General features: G+C 72.0%; 21 protein-coding genes. 10 read left to right on the top strand and 11 right to left on the bottom strand.

Annotated elements, in window-relative coordinates; translation table 11 throughout:
- Window positions 1-31: 31 nt before the first annotated feature.
- The 4 genes from ACWCP6_RS00875 to efeO all read right to left on the bottom strand — a co-directional run bounded on the left by ACWCP6_RS00875 (window position 32) and on the right by efeO (window position 4,510).
- The gene (locus ACWCP6_RS00875; protein WP_450930159.1) at window positions 32-1,024 is read right to left on the bottom strand and encodes a hypothetical protein; all 993 of its coding nucleotides are present in this window, start codon (window positions 1,022-1,024) and stop codon (window positions 32-34) included.
- A gap of 140 nt (window positions 1,025-1,164) precedes the next feature.
- On the bottom strand, window positions 1,165-2,019 hold the full coding sequence (efeU, locus tag ACWCP6_RS00870) for an iron uptake transporter permease EfeU (protein ID WP_450930158.1): 855 nt from the start codon (window positions 2,017-2,019) through the stop codon (window positions 1,165-1,167).
- A gap of 3 nt (window positions 2,020-2,022) precedes the next feature.
- Window positions 2,023-3,318, bottom strand: a complete 1,296-nt coding sequence (gene efeB, locus ACWCP6_RS00865) for an iron uptake transporter deferrochelatase/peroxidase subunit (RefSeq protein ID WP_450930157.1) — start codon at window positions 3,316-3,318, stop codon at window positions 2,023-2,025.
- 34 nt (window positions 3,319-3,352) lie between these two features.
- Window positions 3,353-4,510, bottom strand: a complete 1,158-nt coding sequence (gene efeO, locus ACWCP6_RS00860) for an iron uptake system protein EfeO (protein WP_450930156.1) — start codon at window positions 4,508-4,510, stop codon at window positions 3,353-3,355.
- 229 nt (window positions 4,511-4,739) lie between these two features.
- On the opposite strand from efeO, the gene ACWCP6_RS00855 reads away from it, so the two are divergent.
- The gene (locus ACWCP6_RS00855) at window positions 4,740-5,408 is read left to right on the top strand and encodes a PhzF family phenazine biosynthesis protein (RefSeq protein WP_450930155.1); all 669 of its coding nucleotides are present in this window, start codon (window positions 4,740-4,742) and stop codon (window positions 5,406-5,408) included.
- Between the two features lie 30 nt (window positions 5,409-5,438).
- On the opposite strand, the gene ACWCP6_RS00850 is transcribed toward ACWCP6_RS00855, so the two are convergent.
- Window positions 5,439-6,092, bottom strand: a complete 654-nt coding sequence (locus ACWCP6_RS00850) for a biliverdin-producing heme oxygenase (protein WP_450930154.1) — start codon at window positions 6,090-6,092, stop codon at window positions 5,439-5,441.
- Window positions 6,093-6,376: 284 nt separating this feature from the next.
- Window positions 6,377-7,234: a type I methionyl aminopeptidase gene (map, locus tag ACWCP6_RS00845; protein WP_450930153.1), complete on the bottom strand. Its 858-nt coding sequence runs from the start codon at window positions 7,232-7,234 to the stop codon at window positions 6,377-6,379.
- 66 nt (window positions 7,235-7,300) lie between these two features.
- Here map and ACWCP6_RS00840 point away from each other — a divergent pair, with 66 nt between their 5' ends.
- On the top strand, window positions 7,301-7,528 hold the full coding sequence (locus ACWCP6_RS00840) for a hypothetical protein (RefSeq protein ID WP_450930152.1): 228 nt from the start codon (window positions 7,301-7,303) through the stop codon (window positions 7,526-7,528).
- 139 nt (window positions 7,529-7,667) lie between these two features.
- Here ACWCP6_RS00840 and ACWCP6_RS00835 read toward each other — a convergent pair whose 3' ends face one another.
- A complete protein-coding gene (locus ACWCP6_RS00835; RefSeq protein ID WP_450930151.1) occupies window positions 7,668-8,273 on the bottom strand; it encodes a hypothetical protein in 606 nt (201 codons plus the stop codon).
- 183 nt (window positions 8,274-8,456) lie between these two features.
- Here ACWCP6_RS00835 and ACWCP6_RS00830 point away from each other — a divergent pair, with 183 nt between their 5' ends.
- The 6 genes from ACWCP6_RS00830 to ACWCP6_RS00805 all read left to right on the top strand — a co-directional run bounded on the left by ACWCP6_RS00830 (window position 8,457) and on the right by ACWCP6_RS00805 (window position 13,888).
- Window positions 8,457-9,533 (top strand): sialidase family protein, encoded by a 1,077-nt coding sequence (locus ACWCP6_RS00830; protein ID WP_450930150.1) that lies wholly within the window; start codon window positions 8,457-8,459, stop codon window positions 9,531-9,533.
- Window positions 9,530-10,882 carry an ABC transporter substrate-binding protein gene (locus tag ACWCP6_RS00825; protein ID WP_450930149.1) on the top strand — a complete coding sequence of 451 codons (1,353 nt, stop codon included), beginning with the start codon at window positions 9,530-9,532 and terminating at the stop codon, window positions 10,880-10,882. Before ACWCP6_RS00830 ends, ACWCP6_RS00825 begins: the two co-directional genes overlap by 4 nt.
- Complete coding sequence (locus ACWCP6_RS00820) at window positions 10,879-11,865, top strand: carbohydrate ABC transporter permease (protein ID WP_450930148.1); 987 nt, start codon at window positions 10,879-10,881, stop codon at window positions 11,863-11,865. The genes ACWCP6_RS00825 and ACWCP6_RS00820 overlap by 4 nt, the downstream gene beginning before the upstream one ends.
- On the top strand, window positions 11,862-12,722 hold the full coding sequence (locus tag ACWCP6_RS00815; RefSeq protein ID WP_450930147.1) for a carbohydrate ABC transporter permease: 861 nt from the start codon (window positions 11,862-11,864) through the stop codon (window positions 12,720-12,722). The genes ACWCP6_RS00820 and ACWCP6_RS00815 overlap by 4 nt, the downstream gene beginning before the upstream one ends.
- A 54-nt stretch (window positions 12,723-12,776) precedes the next feature.
- Window positions 12,777-13,502 carry an NADPH-dependent F420 reductase gene (npdG, locus tag ACWCP6_RS00810; RefSeq protein ID WP_450930146.1) on the top strand — a complete coding sequence of 242 codons (726 nt, stop codon included), beginning with the start codon at window positions 12,777-12,779 and terminating at the stop codon, window positions 13,500-13,502.
- A gap of 197 nt (window positions 13,503-13,699) precedes the next feature.
- Window positions 13,700-13,888, top strand: a complete 189-nt coding sequence (locus ACWCP6_RS00805; RefSeq protein WP_450930145.1) for a hypothetical protein — start codon at window positions 13,700-13,702, stop codon at window positions 13,886-13,888.
- An 8-nt stretch (window positions 13,889-13,896) separates the two neighbouring features.
- Here ACWCP6_RS00805 and ACWCP6_RS00800 read toward each other — a convergent pair whose 3' ends face one another.
- Complete coding sequence (locus tag ACWCP6_RS00800) at window positions 13,897-14,700, bottom strand: site-2 protease family protein (protein ID WP_450930144.1); 804 nt, start codon at window positions 14,698-14,700, stop codon at window positions 13,897-13,899.
- 147 nt (window positions 14,701-14,847) lie between these two features.
- Between ACWCP6_RS00800 and ACWCP6_RS00795 the strand changes: the two genes are divergently transcribed.
- Both ACWCP6_RS00795 and ACWCP6_RS00790 read left to right on the top strand, forming a co-directional pair.
- Window positions 14,848-15,408, top strand: coding sequence for a DUF6578 domain-containing protein (locus ACWCP6_RS00795; protein ID WP_450930143.1), 561 nt, complete (start codon window positions 14,848-14,850; stop codon window positions 15,406-15,408).
- A 60-nt stretch (window positions 15,409-15,468) separates the two neighbouring features.
- Entirely contained in the window at window positions 15,469-18,780 is a 3,312-nt protein-coding gene (locus ACWCP6_RS00790) for an AfsR/SARP family transcriptional regulator (protein WP_450930142.1), read from the top strand.
- A gap of 29 nt (window positions 18,781-18,809) precedes the next feature.
- On the opposite strand, the gene ACWCP6_RS00785 is transcribed toward ACWCP6_RS00790, so the two are convergent.
- The 3 genes from ACWCP6_RS00785 to panB form a co-directional block, all read right to left on the bottom strand.
- The gene (locus tag ACWCP6_RS00785) at window positions 18,810-19,655 is read right to left on the bottom strand and encodes an ABC transporter permease (RefSeq protein ID WP_450930141.1); all 846 of its coding nucleotides are present in this window, start codon (window positions 19,653-19,655) and stop codon (window positions 18,810-18,812) included.
- Complete coding sequence (locus tag ACWCP6_RS00780; RefSeq protein WP_450930140.1) at window positions 19,652-20,692, bottom strand: ATP-binding cassette domain-containing protein; 1,041 nt, start codon at window positions 20,690-20,692, stop codon at window positions 19,652-19,654. Before ACWCP6_RS00780 ends, ACWCP6_RS00785 begins: the two co-directional genes overlap by 4 nt.
- A 417-nt stretch (window positions 20,693-21,109) precedes the next feature.
- On the bottom strand, window positions 21,110-22,000 hold the full coding sequence (gene panB / locus ACWCP6_RS00775; RefSeq protein WP_450930139.1) for a 3-methyl-2-oxobutanoate hydroxymethyltransferase: 891 nt from the start codon (window positions 21,998-22,000) through the stop codon (window positions 21,110-21,112).
- Window positions 22,001-22,188: the final 188 nt, after the last annotated feature.

The raw sequence follows: 22,188 nt of genomic DNA, 5'->3' as shown, positions 1-22,188 counted from the left end.
GGGAGGGCGCCGCGGGCCCTGCGCGGGGCCGCTATTCGCCCACCGCCCCCGTGAGGCCCTGGATCCGGTTCAGGAACTCCACCCGGTGGTCGGCGGCCGTTTGCTCCGGGTCCAGGACCGCCTGGTTGGAGACCCGCTCCAGGGTGACGGACTGCTTGGCGTCGCCCGTCATCAGAGCCTTGACGTCGGGGCTTATGTTCAGGTTCAGGCCCTTGGCGGCCGTCTGCTTCTCGTAGTGGTGGGTGGCGAAGAAGACGAGGGCGCCGCCGTCGGTCGTGCGCAGCCCCACGGGCGCGTACGCGCCGCCGGACAGGGGCTGGTCGATGTACTGCGTGGACAGTCCGGGGCGGGTCGCGTTCTTCTTGCGCTGGGCGCGCCACTGCGAGGTGTGCTGTCCGGGGGCGAAGGCGTCACCGCCGTCCGCCAGATACCTCGCGTAGCCCGGGCTGAGGTCCCTGGGCGCGACCGCCAGAGCCGTGGAGTCCGGCGACACGGGCCGGGCCCAGCCCTTCCCGTCCTCGGCGAAGGACGGCACCTTGGCGGGCGGGACGATCGTCAGATAGGTCGCCTCCCACACCGCGTCGGGGCCGCTGCGGGTGAAGACGACGAGCCAGCGGTCGGGGTGCTTCGGGTCGGCGTTCCGGTTCGACTCGGTGTCGGCCAGGAAGAACTTGGGCCAGCCGGCCATCCTGGGGACCGTGAACTTCGCGTCCGTCAGCACCAGGGGCGAGAAGTCGGGATTGCCACCCGGGTTGCCGGCGTGCTTGGCCTTCAGGCCGGCCTGGTTGATGTCGCCCAGCGCACCGTCGACCCGGCTCGCGTCGAGGGCGGGGTCGAAGGCCTTGTCGGCCTTGTTGTAGGCGGTGGTGAAGCTCTTGAGGGCACGGGCGGCCTCGGTCCTGGTCGCCGCCGGGATCACCTCCCGCTCCCCGTGCACCGTCACACACCCGCTCGCCGTCGCGGCGAGTACCGTCACCGTCGCCGCCGCGGGAACGCGCCGGCCCAGCCTGCGAAGCCTGCTCATCGGGTCCCTTCACCTTCCCCTTCCCGGAGGCGAAACCTTACCGGGGCCGGGAAGCCGCGGAACGACGGGATGACGAACGGCGCCCGGCCGGCCGCCCCGCCGTGGTACGGGGTGGCCGGCCGGGCGCCGGGTGGTGCGGTTCAGACTTCCTCGCGGACCGGGGAAGCCGGCTGCGACGCCGGCTTCTTGGGGCCGAAGCCGACGGAGGAGAGGAACAGCGCGAGCGTCGGGATCAGGTACAGCGCCCACACCGTCACCTGCACGACGGTCGGGTCGGGCTGGAAGTTGAACACGCCCTTCAGCAGCGTCCCGTACCAGCTGTCCGGCGCGATGGTCGCGCTGATGTCGAAGGCCTTGTCGGCGAGGCCGCCGATGAACCCGGCCTCCTGCAGGTCGTGGAAGCCGTACGCGAGGACGCCCGCCGCCACGACGACCAGCATGCCGCCGGTCCAGGTGAAGAACTTCGCCAGGTTGATGCGCAGCGCGCCGCGGTAGAACAGCCAGCCGAGGACGACCGCCGTCAGCAGACCGAGGATCACGCCGATCAGCGGGCCGTGCGTGCCGTCGTTCGAGGCGCGCACCGACGCCCACACGAACAGCGCCGTCTCCAGGCCCTCACGGCCGACCGCGAGGAACGCCGTGGCGACCAGCGCGCCCGTGCCCATCGCCAGCGCCGCGTCGAGCCTGCCCTGCAGCTCCGACTTCAGATGACGGGCGGTGCGCCGCATCCAGAAGACCATCCAGGTGACCAGGACGACCGCGATGATCGACAGGGAGCCGCCGAGGCCCTCCTGCGCCTGGAACGTCAGCTCCTGCGAGCCGAAGGTGAGCGCGAAGCCGAAGCCGAGCGCCAGCACGACGGCGATGCCGATGCCGATCCAGATGGGGCGCAGGGCGTCCTTGCGCTCCGTCTTCACCAGATAGGCGATCAGGATGCAGACGACGAGACTGGCCTCGAGGCCCTCGCGCAGACCGATCAGATAGTTCCCGAACACGTCTCAGGCCTCCTTGGAGAACAGCGCCCGGCCCCACCAGTCGCCCTTGTCGCGGACACCGGGAGGGACGGCGAAGACGGCGGAACTCACGTGCTGGATGTACTCGTTGAGGGCATCGTGGCGCGACAGGCTCTGCTGAAGCGGGATGAAGCCCTTGCGGACGTCACGCTGGTAGGCGAGGAAGAACAGTCCCGCCTCCAGCCGGCCGAGTCCGTCTGTGCCGTCCGTGAAGGAGTAGCCGCGGCGCAGGATCGTCACACCGTTGTTGGAGTCCGGGTGGGCGAGCCGGACGTGCGCGTCCGGCTTCATCGCCTTCAGGAACGGCTTGTCGTGCTCCTTCGCCTTGCCGACCGGGGCTCCCTCGCCCTTGTCGCGGCCGAACACGTCCTCCTGCTCCTGGAGCGAGGTGCGGTCCCAGGTCTCGATGTTCATACGGATACGCCGTGCGACCAGGTACGAGCCGCCGGTCATCCAGGACGACTTGGCGCCGGTGTCCTTGTCGCCGACCCACACGAACTTGTCGAGGCGGTCCGTCTCGGTGCCCGCGATGTTGCGGGTGCCGTCCTTGAAGCCCATCAGGTTGCGCGGGGTCTGCGCGTCCGGCGTGGTCGACGAGGTCTTGCCGAAGCCGAGCTGCGACCAGCGGATGGCGACCTTGCCGAAGCCGATCCGGGCGAGGTTGCGGACCGCGTGCACCGCGACCTGCGGGTCGTCCGCGCACGCCTGGATGCACAGGTCGCCGTCGCTGCGCGCCTTGTCGAGGTTGTCGCCGGGGAAGTGCGGCAGGTCGACCAGTGCCTCCGGGCGCCGCTCGTGCAGCCCGAACTTGTCGAACAGGGAGGGGCCGAAGCCGATCGTGAGCGTCAGCCGGGACGGCTTGAGGCCCAGCGCCTCGCCGGTGTCGTCCGGCGGGGCCTCGGCGAGCCCGCCGTACGCGCCCTCGCCGACCGTGTGGCCCTGCGTCATCCGGGCCGCCGCGGCGGTCCAGTCCTTCAGCAGCTGCACGAACTCGTCGCGGTCCTCGGTCTTCACGTCGAACGCGGCGAAGTGCAGCCGGTCCTGGACCGGCGTCGCGATACCGGCCTGGTGCGCGCCGTGGAACGGCACCGCGGCGCCGGTGTCCGCGACGGGCACCGCGTCGTCGCCGCCGCGCGTGGCGGCCATCGCACCGCCCGCCGCGGCGGCACCGAGCGCGAGTCCCGCGCCGCCCCAGCCCAGCAGCGAGCGCCGCGAAGGCGTCTGCTGCGCACTGTCCTGCTCGCCCGACTCCGCCGAGGCGTCCCGGATCGTGTCCGTCATGGTCGATCGGCCCTCCCGCTCTGCTCGGCTGCTGTTACTTGCTGACGACGGCGGCGGCGAGCTTCGACAGCGGCTCGGCGAGCGCGTTCACCGCGTCCGAGAGCTGCTTGCGGTCCGCCTTGCCGACCTTGTCGTACGAGGTGAAGTCGTAGGAGTTCTTGTCCTTGCGGTACTTGTCGAGCAGCGTGTTCAGCGAAGCGAACTGCTTGTCGAGCTCCTTGGTGAGCGCCGGGTCGTTCTCGGCGGCGACCGGCTTCAGCAGCTCGTACGACTTCTGCGCGCCCTCGACGTTGGCCTTGAAGTCGACCAGGTCGGTGTGGGAGTAGCGCTCCTCCTCGCCGGTGACCTTGCCGGTGGCGACCTCGTCGAGGAGCTCCTTGGCGCCGTTGGCCATCGAGGTCGGGCTGATCTCGGCGGTGCCGACGCGCTTCTGCCAGTCGGTCAGGTCCTTGACCAGCTGGTCGGCGAGGTCCTTCTCCCGCTGGCCGATCTTCTTGTCCTGCCAGAGCGACTTCTCCAGGCGGTGCCAGCCCGTCCAGTCCGTCTTCGGGTCCTGGCCGCTCGCCAGGCCGTCCTCGCGGACGTCGACCTTCGGGTCGATGTCGCCGAACGACTCCGCGACCGGCTCGGTGCGCTCCCAGCCGATGCGCGAGGGGGCGTACTGCTTCTTCGCGGCCTCGAGGTCGCCCTTCTTGACGGCGTCGGCGAAGGCCTTCGCCTCGGGCAGCGTCCGGTCGGCCTGCTCCTGGGCGTACTTGCGGTACTCGGCGACGGCCTTGTCCAGGCGCGGGTCGCGCTTGGCGGCCTTGCCGCCGGTCACGGTGACCTTCTGGCGGATGCCGTTGCCCTTCATACCGGGCTTGCAGGCGATCTCGTACGAGCCCGCCTTCACCTCGGCCGTGAGGTTCTGCGTCGTGCCCGGGCCGATGTTCTCGCGCTCGGCGACGATGCGGTCGTCCGGGAAGAGGATGTACACCTCGGTGACCTTGGAGCCCTTGTTCTCGACCGCGAGCTCGACGTGCCCGGCCGGGAACTGCTTCTTGGACACCTTGCACGTGTCGTCCGAGGCCGTCACCTTGACGACGTGGTCCCCGGAGGCTTTCCCGTCGGTCTTCTCCGCGCAACCGGTGACGGCGGTCAGAGCCGCCGCGGTGGCGGCGGCGGTGACGACGGAGAGTCGGACGGCTCGCATAGGGGCTCCAATGACGGGATTGCGCGGCGCCTCGTTCCAGTGAGGCAGGCCTAAGTTATCTGAGGCTTACCTGACTACTGCCCACGGGTCCAGTGATTCAGCTCTCATCGACGCTGTATGAGCGCGCGCAGATCACGCCAGCCCCATGAAGGAGTCATGCAGAGGTCAAGGGAGAGTCAAGGGCGGTGAGTGGATGCGCGGGCGGTGGCCGCTCCTGTTCAATGCCGGAGTGACTGATTACGACCTCCTGCGCGTCTTCTGCGGGCCCGGCGGCCGGGACGGGAACGAGCTCGCCGTCGTACGGAACGGGGCCACCGTCCCCGCCCAAGAGGACCGCCAGGCGCTGGCCGGAAAGCTCGGCTACAGCGAGACCGTCTTCGTCGACGACCCCGAGCGCGGCGTCATCGACATCTACACGCCGTCCCTGCGGCTGCCCTTCGCCGGACACCCGTGCGTCGGGGTGGCCTGGCTGCTGGACGTGCCCGAGCTGGTCACCCCGGCCGGGCCCGTCGGCACCCGGCTCGACGGCGAGTTCAGCTGGATCGAGGCGCGGCCCGAGTGGGCGCCCGCGCGCACGCTGCGGCGGTACGCCTCGGCCGCCGAGGTCGACGCGCTGCCCGTGCCGCCGCCCGGCGAGTGGGTGTACGCCTGGGCATGGGAGGACGAGGCCGCGGGGCGCGTACGGGCCCGCGCCTTTCCCGGGCGCGACGACAACATCGCCGAGGACGAGGCCACCGGGGCCGCGGCCCTGCTCCTCACGGCGGAGCTGGGCCGGGCGCTCAACATCACCCAGGGCAGGGGATCGCAGATCCTCACGGCGCCGGGGCCCGGAGGGTGGATCGAGGTGGGCGGCCGGGTCAGGCTGGAGTCGGCCGTACCCGGCTTCCCCCGCACTTGAGGCGCGGGGCGGGCGGGAGCCCCGCTTCGATCACGCGGTCAGCGGGAACTCGGCGCCGAGCGCCTGGAACACCGCGGTGTTGAACGCGAACGCCCGCTTGCACTCGGCGACGATCCGCTGCTTCTCCAGGTCGTCCACGGCGACCGCGTCGAGCAGGGCGCGGTACTCCCGCTTGAACGCGGCGGGGTTGCCGATGCCCTCGAAGACGTAGAAGCGCACCCCGTCCCCCTTGCGGGCGAAGCCCCAGGCCCTCTCCGCGCGGTCGCGGATGATCTGGCCGCCGGAGAGGTCGCCCAGATAGCGCGTGTAGTGGTGGGCCACATAGCCGCCGGACCAGCCCTGTGCGCACGCGGCGACGCGGTCCGCGTACGCCCGGGTCGCCGGGAGCGGGTCGGCCTCCTCGCGCCAGCGGGGACCCCGCAGATGTGCGAGGTCCCGCTCCAGTTCGCCCACCCGCATCAGCTCGGGCCGTATGAAGGGCCCCGCCAGAGGATCGTCGCGCAGCCCGTCCGCGCCGTCCTCCAGGGCGCGGTACACGAACCACAGCTGCTCGGTGTACCGCGCGTACGCGTCCACGCCGAGCCGGCCCCCGAGCAGGTCTCCCATGAACGACGAGGCCTCCGCCTCGGTGTGCTGTGCGTGCGACGCGGTGCGGATGACCGCCGAGAACGGCGCACTCTCCATGGCTGCTGACCCTCCACCCGAGTTTCCCGACATGGTGTCGGTAAAGACGCTACCCCGAAATCCCTGCCCGGACCCCGCGGCCCCATGTGGCACGGGGAGGCGGGGGAGGGCTTCCGGCCACGCGCGCGGAGCATGTCCGCGAAGGGCCGCCGGACGATCACCGCGCGGCCCGGACGCCAGGTCGGGGCCCGGTGGACGCGCCCGGCCCCGGATACGACGCACCCGCCCGGCCCCGTGCGGGGCCGGGCGGGCGCGGAAGGTGAGGGCGGGCCCGGGTGGCCGCCCTACGGCAGGGTCAGGATGTCCGCCCCGGCGGTCGTGACCACGAGGGTGTGCTCGAACTGGGCCGTGCGACGGCGGTCCTTGGTGACCACCGTCCAGCCGTCGTCCCACATGTCGTACTCATGGGTCCCGAGCGTGAGCATCGGCTCGATCGTGAACGTCATCCCCGGCTGCATCACGGTCGTCGCGTGCGGGCTGTCGTAGTGCGGGACGATCAGCCCCGAGTGGAACGACGAGTTGATGCCGTGCCCGGTGAAGTCACGGACCACGCCGTATCCGAACCGCTTGGCGTACGACTCGATGACCCGCCCGATGACGTTGATCTGGCGGCCCGGCTTCACGGCCTTGATCGCCCGGTTCAGCGCCTCGCGGGTCCGCTCCACGAGCAGCCGGCTCTCGTCGTCGACGTCCCCGACGAGATACGTCGCGTTGTTGTCGCCGTGGACCCCGCCGATGTACGCGGTCACGTCGAGGTTGACGATGTCGCCGTCACGCAGCACCGTCGAGTCGGGGATGCCGTGGCAGATCACCTCGTTGACCGAGGTGCACAGGGACTTGGGGAAGCCGCGGTAGCCGAGCGTCGAGGGGTAGGCCCCGTGGTCGCACATGTAGGCGTGGGCCACCCGGTCCAGCTCGTCCGTGGTCACGCCCGGGGCGATGATCTTCGCCGCCTCGGCCATGGCCTGTGCGGCGATGCGGCCGGCGATCCGCATCCGCTCGATCGTTTCGGCGTCCTGGACCTCTGGTCCCGCGTAGGGCGTGGGCGCGGGCTTGCCCACGTATTCGGGGCGCGCGATGTTTCCGGGCACGGGACGGGTGGGGGACAGCTCCCCTGGTACGAGCAGTGACTGGCCAGACATGCCAGCGAGTGTAGCCAGCGACCATGGGGCAGGATGGCCGCGTAGGCCGAGGAGGAGGAGCCGGTCATGGCCCTGTTCAAGAAGCGGACCGAGGGAAAGCCGGGCGAGTGGTACTACTGCCTGGAGCACAAGAAGGTCGAAGAGGGGCCGGAGTGTCCCGCGAAGGACCGGTTCGGTCCGTACGCGTCGCCCGAGGAGGCGGCGCACGCGATGGAGAAGGCCGAGGAGCGCAACCTCCAGTGGGAGACCGACCCGCGCTGGCACGACGCGTCCGGTGAGTCCGACGCCGACTGACCCGGCACGCCCACCCGTCCGGCCGTCCGCCGGGCCCGTCGGCCCGGCGTGATCCGTACGGCACCCCCGAGGTGCGGTCCGCAGCCCGGCTGCGGTCCGCACCTCGTCGGTCCGGGAGCCCCCCGCCGGTCCGGAGCGTTCACCACCTGGCCGGCGGCGGGGACGTCAGATGGTCCGCGAGCCGGTACAGCCGGTCGCGGAGGCGGTGTCCCACCCGCGGGGACGGCAGGGAGTTCTCGCCGGCGGCCGCGCCGACCAGGTGCTGGACGGTGTCCAGGTCCAGGTCCTGGGTGTCCGGGACCGCCAGAGCCTCATGGGACATGGCGTGCAGTTCGCGGTCCCCCGCGTCGAGGGCGAGCACCGTCGCGCCGGCCCGCCGTGCGTCGTACACCCGCTCCAGGAGCGCCGCCCCCGGTGCGTCGGGCGCGACGACGAGCAGGGTCTCACCGCGGCGCACCGCCTCGAGCCGGCCGAGGCCCACCGCGAGATGCCCCGGCGGCAATCCGCACGGCACCCGGTGCCTGACCAGTGTCGGGGACAGTTCCGGGGTCCCCGACCACGCGGCCTCGTCCACCAGATGGGCGGCGAGATGCCAGGGCTCGTACTCCGCCGTACCCACCAGCAGCAGCCCGCCCCCGTGCGGCACCACCGACGAGCGCAGCGCCCCGGCGAACCGGCGCGTCGCGCCCAGCCACTCCGTTCCGGCGAGAACCTCACGCAACAGTGCGACCCGTACGGCGTCCATGGCCTGCATCCTGCCAGGGCGGCCGACTCGTCAGGCGGAGTTCGCCGGGAATTCCACCGACGTGGGCAGAGCGCTTTCCCGCGGGGAACCCGCCGTGCGACGAGCCTTGACGGTGACCAAGCGGCTCCCTAGGGTCACGACAGGACAAAGGACGTCCTACGTCCACCGAGAGGTTGGGCCGCCATGCCGAGCGAGGTGTCCGTGCCGTTCCGGTCGGGACGCGAGGGGTACGCCGGCTTCCGCATCCCCGCCGTGGTGGTCACCGCCGCCGGCACCCTGCTCGCCTTCTGCGAGGGCCGCGTCGGCTCCCGCGACGACTTCGGCGACATCGACATCGTCCTCAAGCGCTCCACCGACGGCGGGCGCACCTGGGGCCCCCTCCGGGTCGTCGCCCGGAACGGCCACGACCTGGCCGGCAACCCCGCCCCCGTCGTCCTCGACACCGGCCGCGTCCTCCTGGTCCACATCCGCAACGCCGCCTCCGCCACCGAGGACGACATCCGGCGCGGCAAGGTCCCCGCCCCGCTCGGCCGGCGCGTGTGGATCCAGCACAGCGACGACGACGGAGGCACCTGGTCGAGCGCGCGCGAGATCACCGCGAGCACCAGGAAACCCGGCTGGCGGTGGTACGCCACCACGCCCGGCCACGCCCTCCAGCTCGGCGGCGGCCGGGTCGTCGTGCCCGCCAACCACTCCTTGCCGCCCGCCGCGGGCGACGACGGCACCGAGGGCCGGTACAACGGCGGCCACTGCCTGCTGTCCGACGACCGCGGCGCGACCTGGCGCATCGGATACGTCGACGACAACACCGACGGCTACATCAACGCCAACGAGACCACTGCCGCCGAACTCCCCGACGGGCGCGTCTACTTCAACACACGCAACGACTCGCCCTCGCCCGGAACCCGCGCCGACGCCCACTCCCGCGACGGCGGCAGCACCCTCGTCGGAGCGTTCCGGCCGCAGGCCGGGCTCGTCGGCCCCGTCGTCCAGGGCAGCCTGCTCCAGCTGCGCGACCCGGACGTGCTGCTGTTCTCCGGCCCCGCCGACCCCGGCTTCCGCGCCCTGATGACCATCCGCGCCTCCGGCGACGGCGGCACCACCTGGCGCACCGCCCACACCGTCGACGGACTGCCCGCCGCCTACTCCGACCTCGTGCGCGTCGACGACACGACCGTGGGACTGCTCTACGAGACGGGCGACTTCAGCGCGTACGAGACGATCACCTTCCGCCGGACACCCGTGGAGGAACTGGCATGAGCCGCATCGCACGCCCCGACGGCCCGCACGGACCGAACCGCAGAACCGTCCTCGGCTCGGCCGCCGCCGTCGCCGCCGGGCTCGGCCTCGCCGGATGCGGCGACAGCGGGGACGGCGGCGGCACGAAGCCCGCCGGCCGCAGGAAGGGCGAGAAGATCACGCTCACCTTCTGGTCCTGGGTACCGGGGATGGAGAAGACCGTCGACCTGTGGAACGGCAGGAACCCGGACGTCCAGGTCAAGCTGGAGAAGGTGTCCGCGGTCAACGGCGCGCAGTACGCGAAGATGCACGCCGCCATAAAGGCGGGCAATCCGCCGGACCTCGGCCAGATCGAGTACGCGGTCGTGCCCAGCTTCCTGCTCGACCGGGGGCTCGCCGACCTCACCGACTACGGCGCGGCGGACGCCAAGGGCAAGTTCGAGGGCTGGCTGTGGCAGCAGTCCGTGTTCGGCGACGCCGTGTACGCCGTCCCCCAGGACTCCGGCCCGATGGGCCTCTTCGTCCGGCAGGACCTCTTCGACAAGTGGGACGTCACGACGCCGACGACCTGGGACGAGTACGAGGCGGCCGCGAAGGTGATCCGCGCGAAGGGCGCCTGGATCGAGACGTTCTCACCGACCAACGGCAACCGCTTCGCCGGCTACGCCTGGCAGGCCGGGGCGCGCTGGTTCCGCACCGAGGGGGACCGCTGGATCGTCTCCATCGACGACGAACCCACCCGGAAGGTCGCCGACTACTGGGAGAACCTGGTCCGCAGCAAGCTGATCAAGACCATTCCGGACCGGCAGAACGAGTGGTACAAGGACCTCCAGAGCGGGCAGATCACCTCCTGGATCGGGGCCAGCTGGGGCGACGCCCTCATCCAGGGCAACGCCCCGAGGACCGCGGGGAAGTGGCGTGTCGCCGCCCTGCCGCAGTGGACGAAGGGCGGCAATGCCAGCGCCAACTGGGGCGGCTCCACCACCGCCGTGTTCGCCAAGTCCAAGTACCCGCAGGACGCCATGGACTTCGCCGTCTGGCTCAACTCCGACCCGGCGTCCGTCAAGCTGCTGATCGAGGGCGGCTACGGCTTCCCCAGTGCCCCGGGCGCCTACCGGCCCGCCGAACTGGAGAGCCGCAAGGACTTCTTCGGCGGTCAGGACTACAGCGACGTCTTCCGGAAGTCCGCCGCCGCCGTCGACACCAGCTGGAAGTGGGGCCCCGCGACGGACGTCCTCTACCAGCAGCTCGGCGACGCCTTCACCGCGGCGATCGCCGGCAGGGGCAGCTTCCGCGACGTCCTGAAGAAGGTGCAGCGGCAGACCGTCGCCGATCTGAAGGACAAGGGGCTGAAGGCGGAGGCGGGGTGAGCGGTACCACCACCAGGTACGCCGAGCCCGCGCAGGTCCGCCCGGTCCCGGTCGCCGGACGGCGCAGGGCCGGCTCCCGTGCCCGCCGTGACACCCGCACGGCGGCGGCCTTCCTGCTGCCGTTCCTCGCGCTCTTCGCGCTCTGCTTCGTCGCGCCCATCGGCTACGCGGTGTACGAGTCGCTGCTGAGGTCCGAACGGTCGGGGCCGCTCGGGCTCGGCGGGGCGCACGAGGTCTACGCGGGACTCGCGAACTACACGCACGCCCTGCACGACGAGCAGTTCCTGTCCGGGTTCGGGCGGGTACTGCTGTTCGGGGTGGTGCAGATCCCCGTGATGATCTGCCTCGCCACCGCGCTCGCCCTGCTCCTGGAGGCCGCGAGCGCCCGCTGGGTCGGCTTCTTCCGCACGGCGTACTTCCTGCCGTACGGGATCCCGGGCGTGATCGCCTCGATCCTGTGGGGATTCCTCTACGTCCCCGGGATCAGCCCCTTCGTGAAGATGGCCCAATCGGCGGGCTGGCACATCGACTTCCTCGGCCCGCACACCGTGCTGTGGTCCATCGCCAACATCGTCACCTGGCAGTACACCGGCTACAACATGCTCGTTCTGGTCGCCCAGCTGAAGGCCGTCCCCGAGGAGCTGTACGAGGCCGCGCGCATCGACGGCGCGAACGCCTGGCAGGTCGCCCGGCACATCAAGCTCCCGCTGATCAGGCCCGCGCTGGTCCTCACCGCCGTGTTCAGCATCATCGGCACGCTCCAGCTCTTCGCCGAACCGATGGTGCTGCGGCCGCTCACCAACACCATCGACTCCGGCTACACGCCCAACCTGCACGCCTACAACCAGGCCTTCACCGGGAACAACCAGCACCTCGCCGCCGCGGAGGCGGTCCTGCTTGCACTGGTCGCCTGCGTGCTCAGCTTCGGGTTCCTGCGGCTCACCGGACGCAAGGACCCGGGGGGCGGGGGTGCGGGCCCGTGAGCGGCACACCGGCGACCCGGCCTCCCGTCCGGTACCGGATCATCACCGTCTCGCTGCTGTCCGTCGCAGCGCTCTACTTCCTGGTGCCCGTGTACTGGCTGGCGGTGTCGGCCACCAAGAACACCCCCGACCTCTTCGGCACGTTCGGCTTCTGGTTCGCCCATCCGCACCCGCTCACCTACCTGCACGACGTCCTGACCCACCAGGACGGCATCTTCCTGCGGTGGTTCGCGAACTCCCTCGTCTACGCGGGTGTGGGCGCCGTCGCCGCCACCCTGCTGTCGGCCGCCGCCGGGTACGCCCTCGCCAAGTTCCCCTTCCCCGGCCGGAACGCGGTCCTCAACCTGGTCCTGGCGGGGGTGCTGATCCCGGCCACCGCACTGGCCCTGCCGCTCTACTTCCTGTTCAGCGGACTGGGCCTCGCCGACACCTACTGGGCGGTGCTGGTGCCGAGCACGGTGAGCCCGTTCGGGGTGTACCTGTGCCGGATCTACGCCGCCGCCGCCGTCCCCGACGCGCTGCTGGAGGCCGCCCGGCTGGACGGTGCGGGGGAGGGGCGCATCTTCGGCGGCCTGGTGCTGCGGCTGATGTCGCCCGCGCTCGTCACGGTCTTCCTGTTCCAGTTCGTGCACATCTGGAACAACTTCTTCCTGCCGCTCGTGATGCTCGACGACTCCGATCTCTATCCGCTCCAGCTCGGTCTCACCCAGTGGCTCGGCTACGCGGACCGGCAGCCCGTGCTCTACCAGTACACGGTCGGCGGCGCCCTGCTGTCGGTCCTGCCGCTGATGGTGCTGATGGGCGTGCTCCAGAAGTACTGGAGGGAGGGCCTCGCGGACGGCAGCCTCAAGGCGTGATGCTCCCCGACGCCGACGTGATCTCCCCGCCGGAGCAGCGCGTAAGGTCGCCGTATGACTACTTCCTCTTCCGGCAGCGTGCAGTCCGGCGGCGGGCAGAAGCCCCCCGCCAAGGACCCCTGGGAGCTGCCCGATGTGTCCGGGCTGGTCGTCGGCGTGCTCGGCGGTACCGGTGACCAGGGCCGCGGGCTCGCCCACCGGCTGGCCAGGGCCGGCCAGAAGGTGATCGTCGGCTCGCGCGCCGCCGAGCGGGCGCACACCGCCGCCGAGGAACTGGGCTACGGGGTCGAGGGCGCCGAGAACGCCGAGTGCGCACGGCGCAGCGATGTCGTGATCATCGCCGTGCCGTGGGAGGGGCACGCCAAGACCCTGGAGGCGCTGCGCGAGGACCTCGCCGGGAAGATCGTCGTGGACTGCGTCAACCCGCTCGGGTTCGACAAGAAGGGCGCCTACGCGATCAAGCCCGAGGAGGGCAGCGCCGCCGAGCAGGCTGCCGCCCTGCTGCCGGACTCGCGCGTCACCGCCGCGTTCCACCACCTGTCCGCCGTGCTGCTCCAGGACGAGTCGATCGACGAGATCGACACCGATGTGATGGTGCTGGGCGAGAGCCGCGCCGACACGGATGTGGTGCAGGCGCTCGCCGCCCGCATCCCCGGCATGCGCGGCGTCTACGCGGGGCGGCTGCGCAACGCCCACCAGGTCGAGTCCCTGGTCGCCAACCTGATCTCGGTGAACCGCCGGTACAAGGCCCACGCGGGCCTGAGGGTCACGGACGTCTGACGAGTGCGGGGGGCCCGCGGGGCCGAGGACGCGGTGAACGGGCGCCCCGGGCCCGAGGGGTGCGGAGGCGCTGAACGAGGTGCCCGGGCGACCCCGGGCCCGCCCGGCGCGCACACCGGCCCCCGGCCGTGTGCCGGCCCGCTGAGGGCATGGGGGACACTGGTGCCACGCAGTGTCCCCCGACAGGAGCCGACCCCATGCCCCGCCTCGCCCTCTACGCCCTCGCCGTCTGCGCGCTCGCCGTCGCCGCGGCCGTCGTCTCCTTCGCCCAGGGCAGCTGGCTCGGTGTCGTCTGGGTCCTGCTGGCGGGCGTGTCGTCCAACATGTGCTGGTACTACCTGCGCCGCGCCAAGGTGCAGCGCGAGGCGTCGACGCCCGGCGCCTGACCCGGCCGCTACGGAGTGAGCTGCGGGATCTGCGGGGTGCCCTGCCAGAACCTGTACAGCTGCTGGCCCCAGTAGGTGTCCCACTCGGTGACGCCCAGCGCCCGCAGCAGTGCGTGCACCACATCGAAGAACGCGACGTTGATCCCCGGGATCCACAGCACCGCGAACACGGCCAGCAGCCCGAAGGGCGCGAACGGCTCCACCTGGCGGCGGATCTTGTACGACAGCCACGGCTCGATCACGCCGTACCCGTCCAGGCCGGGCACGGGCAGGAAGTTCAGGATCGCCGCCGTCACCTGGAGCAGCGCCAGGAACCCCAGGGCGTACCGGAAGGTGTCCGGGACCCCCGACAGGGCGTGCAGCCAGAACGGGGCCGTGCACACCACGGCGAACAGCACGTTCGTCAGCGGGCCGGCCGCGGAGATCAGGCTGTGCCGCCAACGGCCCTTGATCCGGCTGCGCTCGATGAACACCGCACCGCCCGGCAGGCCGATCCCGCCCATGATCACGAACAGGACGGGCAGGACGATGCTCAGCAGGGCGTGTGTGTAGGCGAGCGGATTGAGCGTGAGATAACCCTTCGCGCCGATCGAGATGTCGCCGCTGTGCAGCGCGGTGCGCGCATGCGCGTACTCGTGCAGACACAGCGAGACGACCCACGCGCCCGTCACGAACAGGAACACCGCGAACCCCGGCTGCTCCGCGAAGTCGGTCCATGCCGCCCAGCCGGCGACCGCCGTGACGGCCACGATCCCCAGGAAGACGGGACTGATCCTGCGGTCACTGCGCCGGACGGCGGCGGTAGAGGTCATGGGGCGGGGCTCCTGGTCCTCGGATGGCTGCGGGCACGGGCGGCTCGAACGTACCCGTTTCCCGGCCGTCCGTCGCCACCGCTGTGCCCGGCGGTCTCTGCGGAAAACGTCTCGCGGCACGCCCCGAGTTCCGGCGAAGCTGGACCCATGGTGCTGTGGAACGTTTTCTACGCCGACTGGCAGATGGAGTGCTGCGGCACGCCCTTCGCCGTCGGCGACGAGGTGTCCTGGCCGCTGCTCCTGCTCCGGCCGGACGATCTGCCGGACGCGGCGGCCTGGCGGCCGGAGTTCAGCGAGATCGAGGGGCCGGTGGAGACGCGTGACTCGATGCCCGTCGTCCAGGTGCCCGGGGGACCGGTGGTCGCCCTGCAGGCCGCCCCGTACGGGGACGACGGGCCCGGGTCCGCGACGGTCGTGCGCCGGGGCCTGCTCTCCGTCGAACGCCACGGCGCCGAGTGGCCGCCCACCGTCGGCCGGGTCCGCACCATCCACATCGTGACCCAGGTCTACGCCGAGACCCGTCCGGGCTCCCGCTCCTACGAGCCGGTCCCCGGCGAGCGCCGGCTCCGCCCCGCCGAGGCGTGCCCGAAGTGGTTCGGCGGGGCCACGGCCGTCGAACCGCGCGGGAGGAAGAACCCCGGCAGCGGTCACCACCGGAGCGACACGGGGGTACTGGTGCAGCTGGAGGTGCCGGGCGACGCCCGCTGACCGGCCTCCGCGGGAACGCCCGGCACCACCCTCCGCGGCCCGGCGGGAGCACAGGCGACAATGAACCCCGTGCGCTACCGCATCCTGGGGACGACCCAAGCACTCCGCCCCGACGGCACGGCCGTCCCCGTGGGCGGAGTACGTCTGCGTACGCTCCTCACCGTGCTGGCGCTGCGCCCCGGCCGCACCGTGCCCGTCCGCACCCTCGTCGACGAGGTGTGGGGGCCCGAGCCCCCCGCCGACGCCCCCGGCGCCCTGCAGGCCCTGGTCGGCCGGCTCCGCAGAGCCCTCGGCGCGGACGCCGTCGCCTCGGTGGACGGCGGCTACCGCCTCTGCGCGGCCACCGACGACGTCGACGCCCACCGCTTCGAACGGCTCGCCGCGGAGGGCACCCGGGCCCTCGCCGACGGCGACCCGGCGAAGGCGGCGGCCGTCCTGGACGACGCACTCTCCCTCTGGCACGGCCCGGCACTGGCCGACCTCCCCGACGACACCGCGGAGGCGACCCGTTGGGAGGCGCGCCGCCATGACGCGCACCGCACCCGACTCACCGCCGCGCTCGCCCTCGGCGAGGCCGACCAGGCCCTGCCGGAACTCACCGCCCTGTGCGACGCGCACCCCCTCGACGAGTCCCTCCAGGCCCTGCGCCTGCGCGCCCTGTGCGCCACGGGGCGTCCCGCGGAAGCGCTGGCCGCCTACGACGACGTACGCCGGAACCTGGCCGACCGCCTGGGCGCCGACCCCGGGGCCGAACTCCGGTCGCTGCACGCCTGGTTGCTGGCCTCCGGGACGCACCCGGCGGAGGGGCGCCGGGCGCCCGAGGCCGTCACCGCCGTCCCGGCGCCTGCTGTTCCGGCGTCCGCCGCCCCCGCACTCGGCAACCTCCGGGCCCGGCTCACCTCCTTCGTCGGCCGCGAGGACGATCTGCACGTCCTGCACGACGACCTCGGGCGGACCCGGCTCGTCACGCTGCTGGGCCCCGGCGGCGCCGGAAAGACACGGCTGTCGCAGGAGGCCGCGGAGAGCGTCGCCTCGGCGATGCCGGACGGCGTGTGGTTCGCCGAACTCGCCCCCGTCGACGACCCGGACGCCGTGCCCGAGGCCGTCCTCACCGCGGTCGGCGCACGCGAGACCGTGCTGCGCGGCGCCGGCGCCGAGGAACTGCGGGCGGTCTCCGACCGGCACGGCGACGACCCCCTCGTGCGGCTCACCGAGCACTGCGGCAGGCGGCGCATGCTGCTCGTGCTGGACAACTGCGAGCATGTGATCGGGGCCGCCGCGGCCCTGGCCGAGGAACTGCTCGCCCGGTGCCCCGGCGTGACCGTCCTGGCGACCAGCCGGGAACCCCTCGGCGTACCCGGGGAGTTGCTGCGGCCCGTCGAACCGCTTCCGGAGCCCGTGGCCGTGCGGCTGTTCCAGGAGCGCGGCGCCGCCGCACGCGCCGGGTTCAGCGCGGACGACGACGCGGACGCCGCCGCCGAGATCTGCCGCAGGCTCGACGGGCTGCCGCTCGCCATCGAGCTGGCGGCCGCCCGGCTGCGCGTCCTGTCGCCCCGTCAGATCGCCGACCGGCTCGACGACCGGTTCCGTCTGCTGACCAACGGCGCACGGACCGTACTGCCCCGGCAGCAGACCCTGCGGGCCGTCGTCGACTGGTCCTGGGACCTGCTCGACGAGCCGGAGCGCCTGGTGCTGCGCCGGCTGTCCGTCTTCGCGGGCGGCTGCGACCTGGCCGCCGCCGAGGCCGTGTGCGGCCCGGACACGCTGCTCCCGCTGGGCTCCCTGGTCGACAAGTCCCTGGTCGTGGCGGCGCCCGCCGCCGACGGCACGATGCGCTACCGGCTCCTGGAGACCGTCGCCGAATACGCCCGCGAACGCCTCACCGAGGCCGGCGACCGGCCCGGCGCCGAGCGCGCCCATCTCGTCCACTACCGCGAACTCGCCCGCACCACCGACCCCGAGCTCCGCGGCCCCGGCCAGCGCGCCGCGATCGACACGCTGGAGACCGAGTACGAGAACCTGCGTACCGCGCTGCGCCGCGCCGTCGCCGCCCGCGACGAACAGGAGGCGCTGAGCCTCGTGCTGTCGCTGTGCTGGTACTGGCAGATCCGCGACCTGCGCACCGAGGCCCGTCACTGGTCCGGTGAGGCCGCGGCGCTCGGCCCCGACCCCTTCGCTCCGCCGGTCGCCCCTGCGCCGCCCCTGTACGCGCGCTGCACGGACGCCCCGCCGCCGATGGATCCCGACCTGCTCGACGAGGCCCGGCGGGGCGTCCACCTCGTCCAGCTCTCCTGCATGGACATGGAGCTGCACGCGTGGGAGACGCCCGAGGCGAAGGCGCGGCTGCGCGGGATCTCCGCCGCGTACCGGCCGGGGATGCCCCAGACCTGCCGGTCGCCGGGCAGCCTGTGGTTCTTCGCGGTGATGCTGACCGGCGACATCGACGCCCTGCGCGAGCTCGTCGACGCGACGGTGCGCGCCTGCCGGGAGCTGGGCTACACCTGGGAACTGGCCGCGGCGCTCCAGATGCGGGCCAACATCCTCGCCAACCGCAGCGACTGGGCGGGCGACGCGTCCCGTGACGCCGACGAGTCCCTCGACCTGTTCACCCGCATCGGCGACGCATGGGGCACGGCCGAAGCGCTCTCCGCGCGTGGCGAGGCCCACGAGCGCCGCGGCGACTACCGGCTCGCCGCGCGCGACTACCGTCTCGCGATCGACGACGCCGAACGGCTCGGCGCGCACGCCCAGGTCGCCGTGCTGCGCGCCCGCCTCGCCGCCGTCATGATCGAGTCGGGGGAGGCCACGGAGGGCGAGGCGATGCTGCGGGAGATCGTCGAGGACAGCCGCACCATGACGAACGAGGCGATGCCCGCCGCCCGGATGTTCCTGGTGATGACACTCGGCCGCAGCGGCCGCACCGCTGAGGCGCGCCGTGAACTCGAGGGGCTGCGCGAGGGTTTCATGGCCGGTGCGTTCGTGGTCTTCGACGGCATCCTCACCGGTCTGGAGGCCTGGATCGACGCCACGGACGGCCGGTACGAGATCGCGCTCGACGGGGCGCGCCGGGCACTGGAACGCTCGCGCGACCCCATGGCGCGGATGATCATGCCGCATCTGTCGAGCGTGCACCTCGTGACGGCGGCGCGCTCGTTCGTCGGCCTCGGCGGCAGCCGGGCGCGTGACGCGGCCCGGCTCATCGGCGCGGCCGACGCCGGGCTGCCGCACGGCCATGTCGCGTCGCCGACCGAGCGGCACGCCCGGGGGGAGGCGGAGGCGGCGGCGCGGGCGGCGCTGGGCGACGCCCGGTACGAGGCCGCCTACGCCGAGGGCGGCGGCCTGTCCCTGGACGAGGCCGCCGCCCTGCTCTGACGCGGACCGACGATGCTGGTGCGGGTGTGTCAGTGCTTGGCGCGGAACTTGTGGATCGCGATGGGGGCCATGACCGCGGTGATGGCCACGGACCAGATCAGCGTCACCCAGACGTCGTGGGCGATGGGCTGGGTGCCGCCGATGCCTTCCTGGTGGTTCATCAGACCCCGCGCGGCGTCCGCCAGCGAGGACAGCGGGTTGTAGTCGGTGAAGGCCTGGAGCCAGCCCGGCATGGACTTGGTCGGTGCGAAGATCGACGACCCGAACTGCAGGGGCATCAGCACGAGGAACCCCATTCCCTGGATGGCCTGGGCGTTCTTCATCACCACGCCCATCGTGAGGAAGATCCACATGATGGACGCGCCGAAGACGAGCGAGAGACCGATCGCCGCGAAGAGACCCGGCACGTTGGACACGGACAGGCCGAGGATGAATCCGACGGACAGCAGGATCGTGGTGGCCACCAGCATGCGGCCGATCTCCACGACGATCTTCGCGATGAGGACCGAGGAGCGGGCGATGGGGAGGGACCGGAAGCGGTCCATCACGCCCGTCTGGAAGTCCTGGTTGAAACCGGTGCCGACGCCCATGGCGATGTTCATGCCCTGCATGGCCATCAGGCCCGGGACGACGTAGTTGACGTAGGCGTCCCGGTTGTCCTTGCCGGCGATCGCGCCGCCGAACACGAAGACGAACAGCAGCGTGAACACGATCGGCATCAGTACGGCGTCGAACATCGACTCCGGGTCCTGACGGATCCACAGCAGATTGCGTCTCACCAGGGCACCGATGTGGCGCAGATGGGCGCGCAGCCCGATCCGGTCCTCGACGGCTCCGTGGGCGAGGGAGGGCACGGGGGCGGTGGCGGTGGTCATACGGCGACCTCCTCGAAGGTCGAAGCGGTGTCCTGGAAGTCCTGTGCGTCCCGCGGGACACCGGCCTTCTGGCCGGTGATGGACAGGAACACCTCGTCCAGGCTGGGCAGTTCGGTGGTGAGCGAGGCCAGCGTGATCCCCCGGGCGGCGAGTGCGCCGACGACCGCGGTGAGCTGTTCGTCGCTGAGGATCGGTACGAGGACCGTGGACGACTCGGCGTCCACGGCTGCCCGGGCCGCGCCCGTCAGGCCGAACTCGTCGAGCGCGTCGGCCGTCGGGCGCAGCTCCGCCGGGTCCGCCGGGCGGATGCGCAGGGTGCGGCCGCCGACCCGTGCCTTCAGCTCGTCGATGCCGCCGTTGGCGATGACCTTGCCGCGGTCGACGACGGTGAGTTCGGAGGCCAGCTGCTCGGCCTCCTCCATGTACTGGGTGGTGAGCAGGACGGTGACGCCGTCGCCGACCATGCGCTTGACCTCGTCCCAGACCTCGTTGCGGGTGCGGGGGTCGAGGCCGGTCGTCGGCTCGTCCAGGTAGAGGACGGCCGGGTGACCGATCATGGAGGCGGCGAGGTCGAGCCGGCGCCGCATACCGCCGGAGTAGGTGCTCGCGGGGCGCTTGGCCGCCTCGGTGAGCGAGAACCGCTCCAGGAGCTCGTCGGCGCGGGCGCGGGCGGCCTTGCCGGAGAGGTCGAGGAGCCGGCCGATCATGTACAGGTTCTCGAAGCCGGAGAGCTTCTCGTCGACCGAGGCGTACTGGCCGGTGAGGCCTATCACACGGCGCAGCTGCCGGGGCTGGCGGACGACGTCGTAGCCGGCCACGAACGCGGAGCCGGAGTCCGGGGTGATCAGGGTGGACAGGCAGCGGACGAGGGTGGTCTTGCCGGCGCCGTTCGGTCCGAGCACACCGAGGACGGTGCCCTCGCGGACGTCCAGGTCGACGCCGTCCAGCGCCTTGGTCTCGCCGTAGTGCTTGACCAGCCCCCTGACCTGTACGGCGCTCGTCGCGCCGGTGCGGGGGTTCTTGTCGATTCGCGTCATGCCGACGACTGTTCCAGCCCCCACCGACAAACCACCGACATCGCCCCGACACCCGGCCACCGCCCCGATGTCGGCGCGATGTCGGTGCCCTCGTGGTGGGGCGGTGCGCCCGGATGTCCGCGCCGCCGCGCGGCCGACACACGGTCCGGTCCGCGCCGCACCGGCGGCGTACTGGACGCCCGCCCTCGCCCCGGCGCCGTGCCGCCGCGCGTCGCCCCACCCGCCGCCCGCGTCGGCCGCTCGCGGGCGATCCCCCGCCCCCGTGCATCGGGCGCGGTACTCCCGCGACGGAGAGCGGATGCCCCCGTTACCCACAGGCGCCCACGCCAGGGGAAGGCGCCGGGAAGGGCGACAGCCCGCCGACGGGGGAAGATCGGCGGGCTGTCTTGGTGCCGCATTGGCTCAGGGCACGGCGCGTCAGTGCACCGAGTGCTCCTCCAGCGGGAACGTTCCGCCGACCACGTCCTCGGCGAACGCCTTCGCCGCGTCACCCATGACGCCGCGCAGATCCGCGTACTGCTTGACGAACCGCGGTACCCGTCCGGGGGTCAGGCCGAGCATGTCCGTCCACACCAGGACCTGGCCGTCCGTCTCGGCGCCGGCGCCGATGCCGACGGTCGGGATGTGCAGCACCCGGGTGACCTCGGCCGCCAGCTCGGCCGGGACCAGCTCCAGGACGACCGCGAAGGCGCCCGCGTCCTGGACCGCCTTCGCGTCCCGCAGAAGCTGGTGCGCCGACTCGTCGCCGCGGCCCTGCACCCGGTATCCCATGGTGTGCACGGACTGCGGCGTCAGGCCGATGTGCGCCATGACCGGGATGCCGGACTCCACCAGCAGCCGGATCTGGTCGAGCGAGCGCTCGCCGCCCTCCAGCTTCACGGCGCCGACCCCGGCCTCCTTCACCAGGCGGGTGGCCGAGCGCAGGGCCTGCACCGGGCCCTCCTGGTACGAGCCGAACGGCAGGTCGCCGACGATCAGGGCGCGGCTCGTGCCGCGTACGACGGCCGCGGAGAGCATGGTCATCTCGTCGAGCGTGACCGGTACGGTCGTCTCGTACCCGAGGTGGCAGTTGCCCGCCGAGTCGCCGACGAGCAGGACCGGAATACCGGCGTCGTCGAAGACGGAGGCGGTCATCGCGTCGTACGCGGTGAGCATGGGCCACTTCTCGCCGCGCTCCTTGGCGGCGGCGATGTCGCGCACGGTGATGCGGCGGGTGCTCTTGCCTCCGTACAGCGCCTTGCTGCTGTCGGCGGACTTCTCGAGCGATCCCTCCGCGGGCTGCGTCTGGGCAGCAGGAAGCTGCGTCATCGAACGGCTCCTTCTGTCATCTCGAGGCACCCTGACGGTGTCCCCGGACCGGGTCCATGGTGGCACCAAGTGCCGCCTCGGGGCCAGACCACCCCCGCGGTTCGTGCCGAGCCGCATCCGCTGCCGCCGGGTAAAGTCTTGCTAAGACTTTTCAATACGAGACGGTCTCGTATCGTAAAGGTCCTAGG

Source organism: Streptomyces sp. NPDC002004 (genome assembly GCF_053593975.1).
The sequence above is the reverse complement of the archived record's forward strand: the minus strand, read 5'-3'. Positions and strand labels throughout refer to the sequence as shown.

Bases quoted from the DNA above. Each gene is read 5' to 3' on its own strand.
- ACWCP6_RS00850 (WP_450930154.1), bottom strand. From the start codon at position 6,092: ATGGAGAGTGCGCCGTTCTCGGCGGTCATCCGCACCGCGTCGCACGCA.
- ACWCP6_RS00840 (WP_450930152.1), top strand. From the start codon at position 7,301: ATGGCCCTGTTCAAGAAGCGGACCGAGGGAAAGCCGGGCGAGTGGTAC.
- ACWCP6_RS00830 (WP_450930150.1), top strand. From the start codon at position 8,457: ATGCCGAGCGAGGTGTCCGTGCCGTTCCGGTCGGGACGCGAGGGGTAC.
- ACWCP6_RS00805 (WP_450930145.1), top strand. From the start codon at position 13,700: ATGCCCCGCCTCGCCCTCTACGCCCTCGCCGTCTGCGCGCTCGCCGTC.
- ACWCP6_RS00875 (WP_450930159.1), bottom strand. From the start codon at position 1,024: ATGAGCAGGCTTCGCAGGCTGGGCCGGCGCGTTCCCGCGGCGGCGACG.
- ACWCP6_RS00780 (WP_450930140.1), bottom strand. From the start codon at position 20,692: ATGACGCGAATCGACAAGAACCCCCGCACCGGCGCGACGAGCGCCGTA.
- npdG (WP_450930146.1), top strand. From the start codon at position 12,777: ATGACTACTTCCTCTTCCGGCAGCGTGCAGTCCGGCGGCGGGCAGAAG.
- ACWCP6_RS00790 (WP_450930142.1), top strand. From the start codon at position 15,469: ATGAACCCCGTGCGCTACCGCATCCTGGGGACGACCCAAGCACTCCGC.
- efeO (WP_450930156.1), bottom strand. From the start codon at position 4,510: ATGCGAGCCGTCCGACTCTCCGTCGTCACCGCCGCCGCCACCGCGGCG.
- efeB (WP_450930157.1), bottom strand. From the start codon at position 3,318: ATGACGGACACGATCCGGGACGCCTCGGCGGAGTCGGGCGAGCAGGAC.
- ACWCP6_RS00785 (WP_450930141.1), bottom strand. From the start codon at position 19,655: ATGACCACCGCCACCGCCCCCGTGCCCTCCCTCGCCCACGGAGCCGTC.
- map (WP_450930153.1), bottom strand. From the start codon at position 7,234: ATGTCTGGCCAGTCACTGCTCGTACCAGGGGAGCTGTCCCCCACCCGT.
- ACWCP6_RS00835 (WP_450930151.1), bottom strand. From the start codon at position 8,273: ATGGACGCCGTACGGGTCGCACTGTTGCGTGAGGTTCTCGCCGGAACG.
- ACWCP6_RS00795 (WP_450930143.1), top strand. From the start codon at position 14,848: ATGGTGCTGTGGAACGTTTTCTACGCCGACTGGCAGATGGAGTGCTGC.
- ACWCP6_RS00800 (WP_450930144.1), bottom strand. From the start codon at position 14,700: ATGACCTCTACCGCCGCCGTCCGGCGCAGTGACCGCAGGATCAGTCCC.
- ACWCP6_RS00825 (WP_450930149.1), top strand. From the start codon at position 9,530: ATGAGCCGCATCGCACGCCCCGACGGCCCGCACGGACCGAACCGCAGA.
- panB (WP_450930139.1), bottom strand. From the start codon at position 22,000: ATGACGCAGCTTCCTGCTGCCCAGACGCAGCCCGCGGAGGGATCGCTC.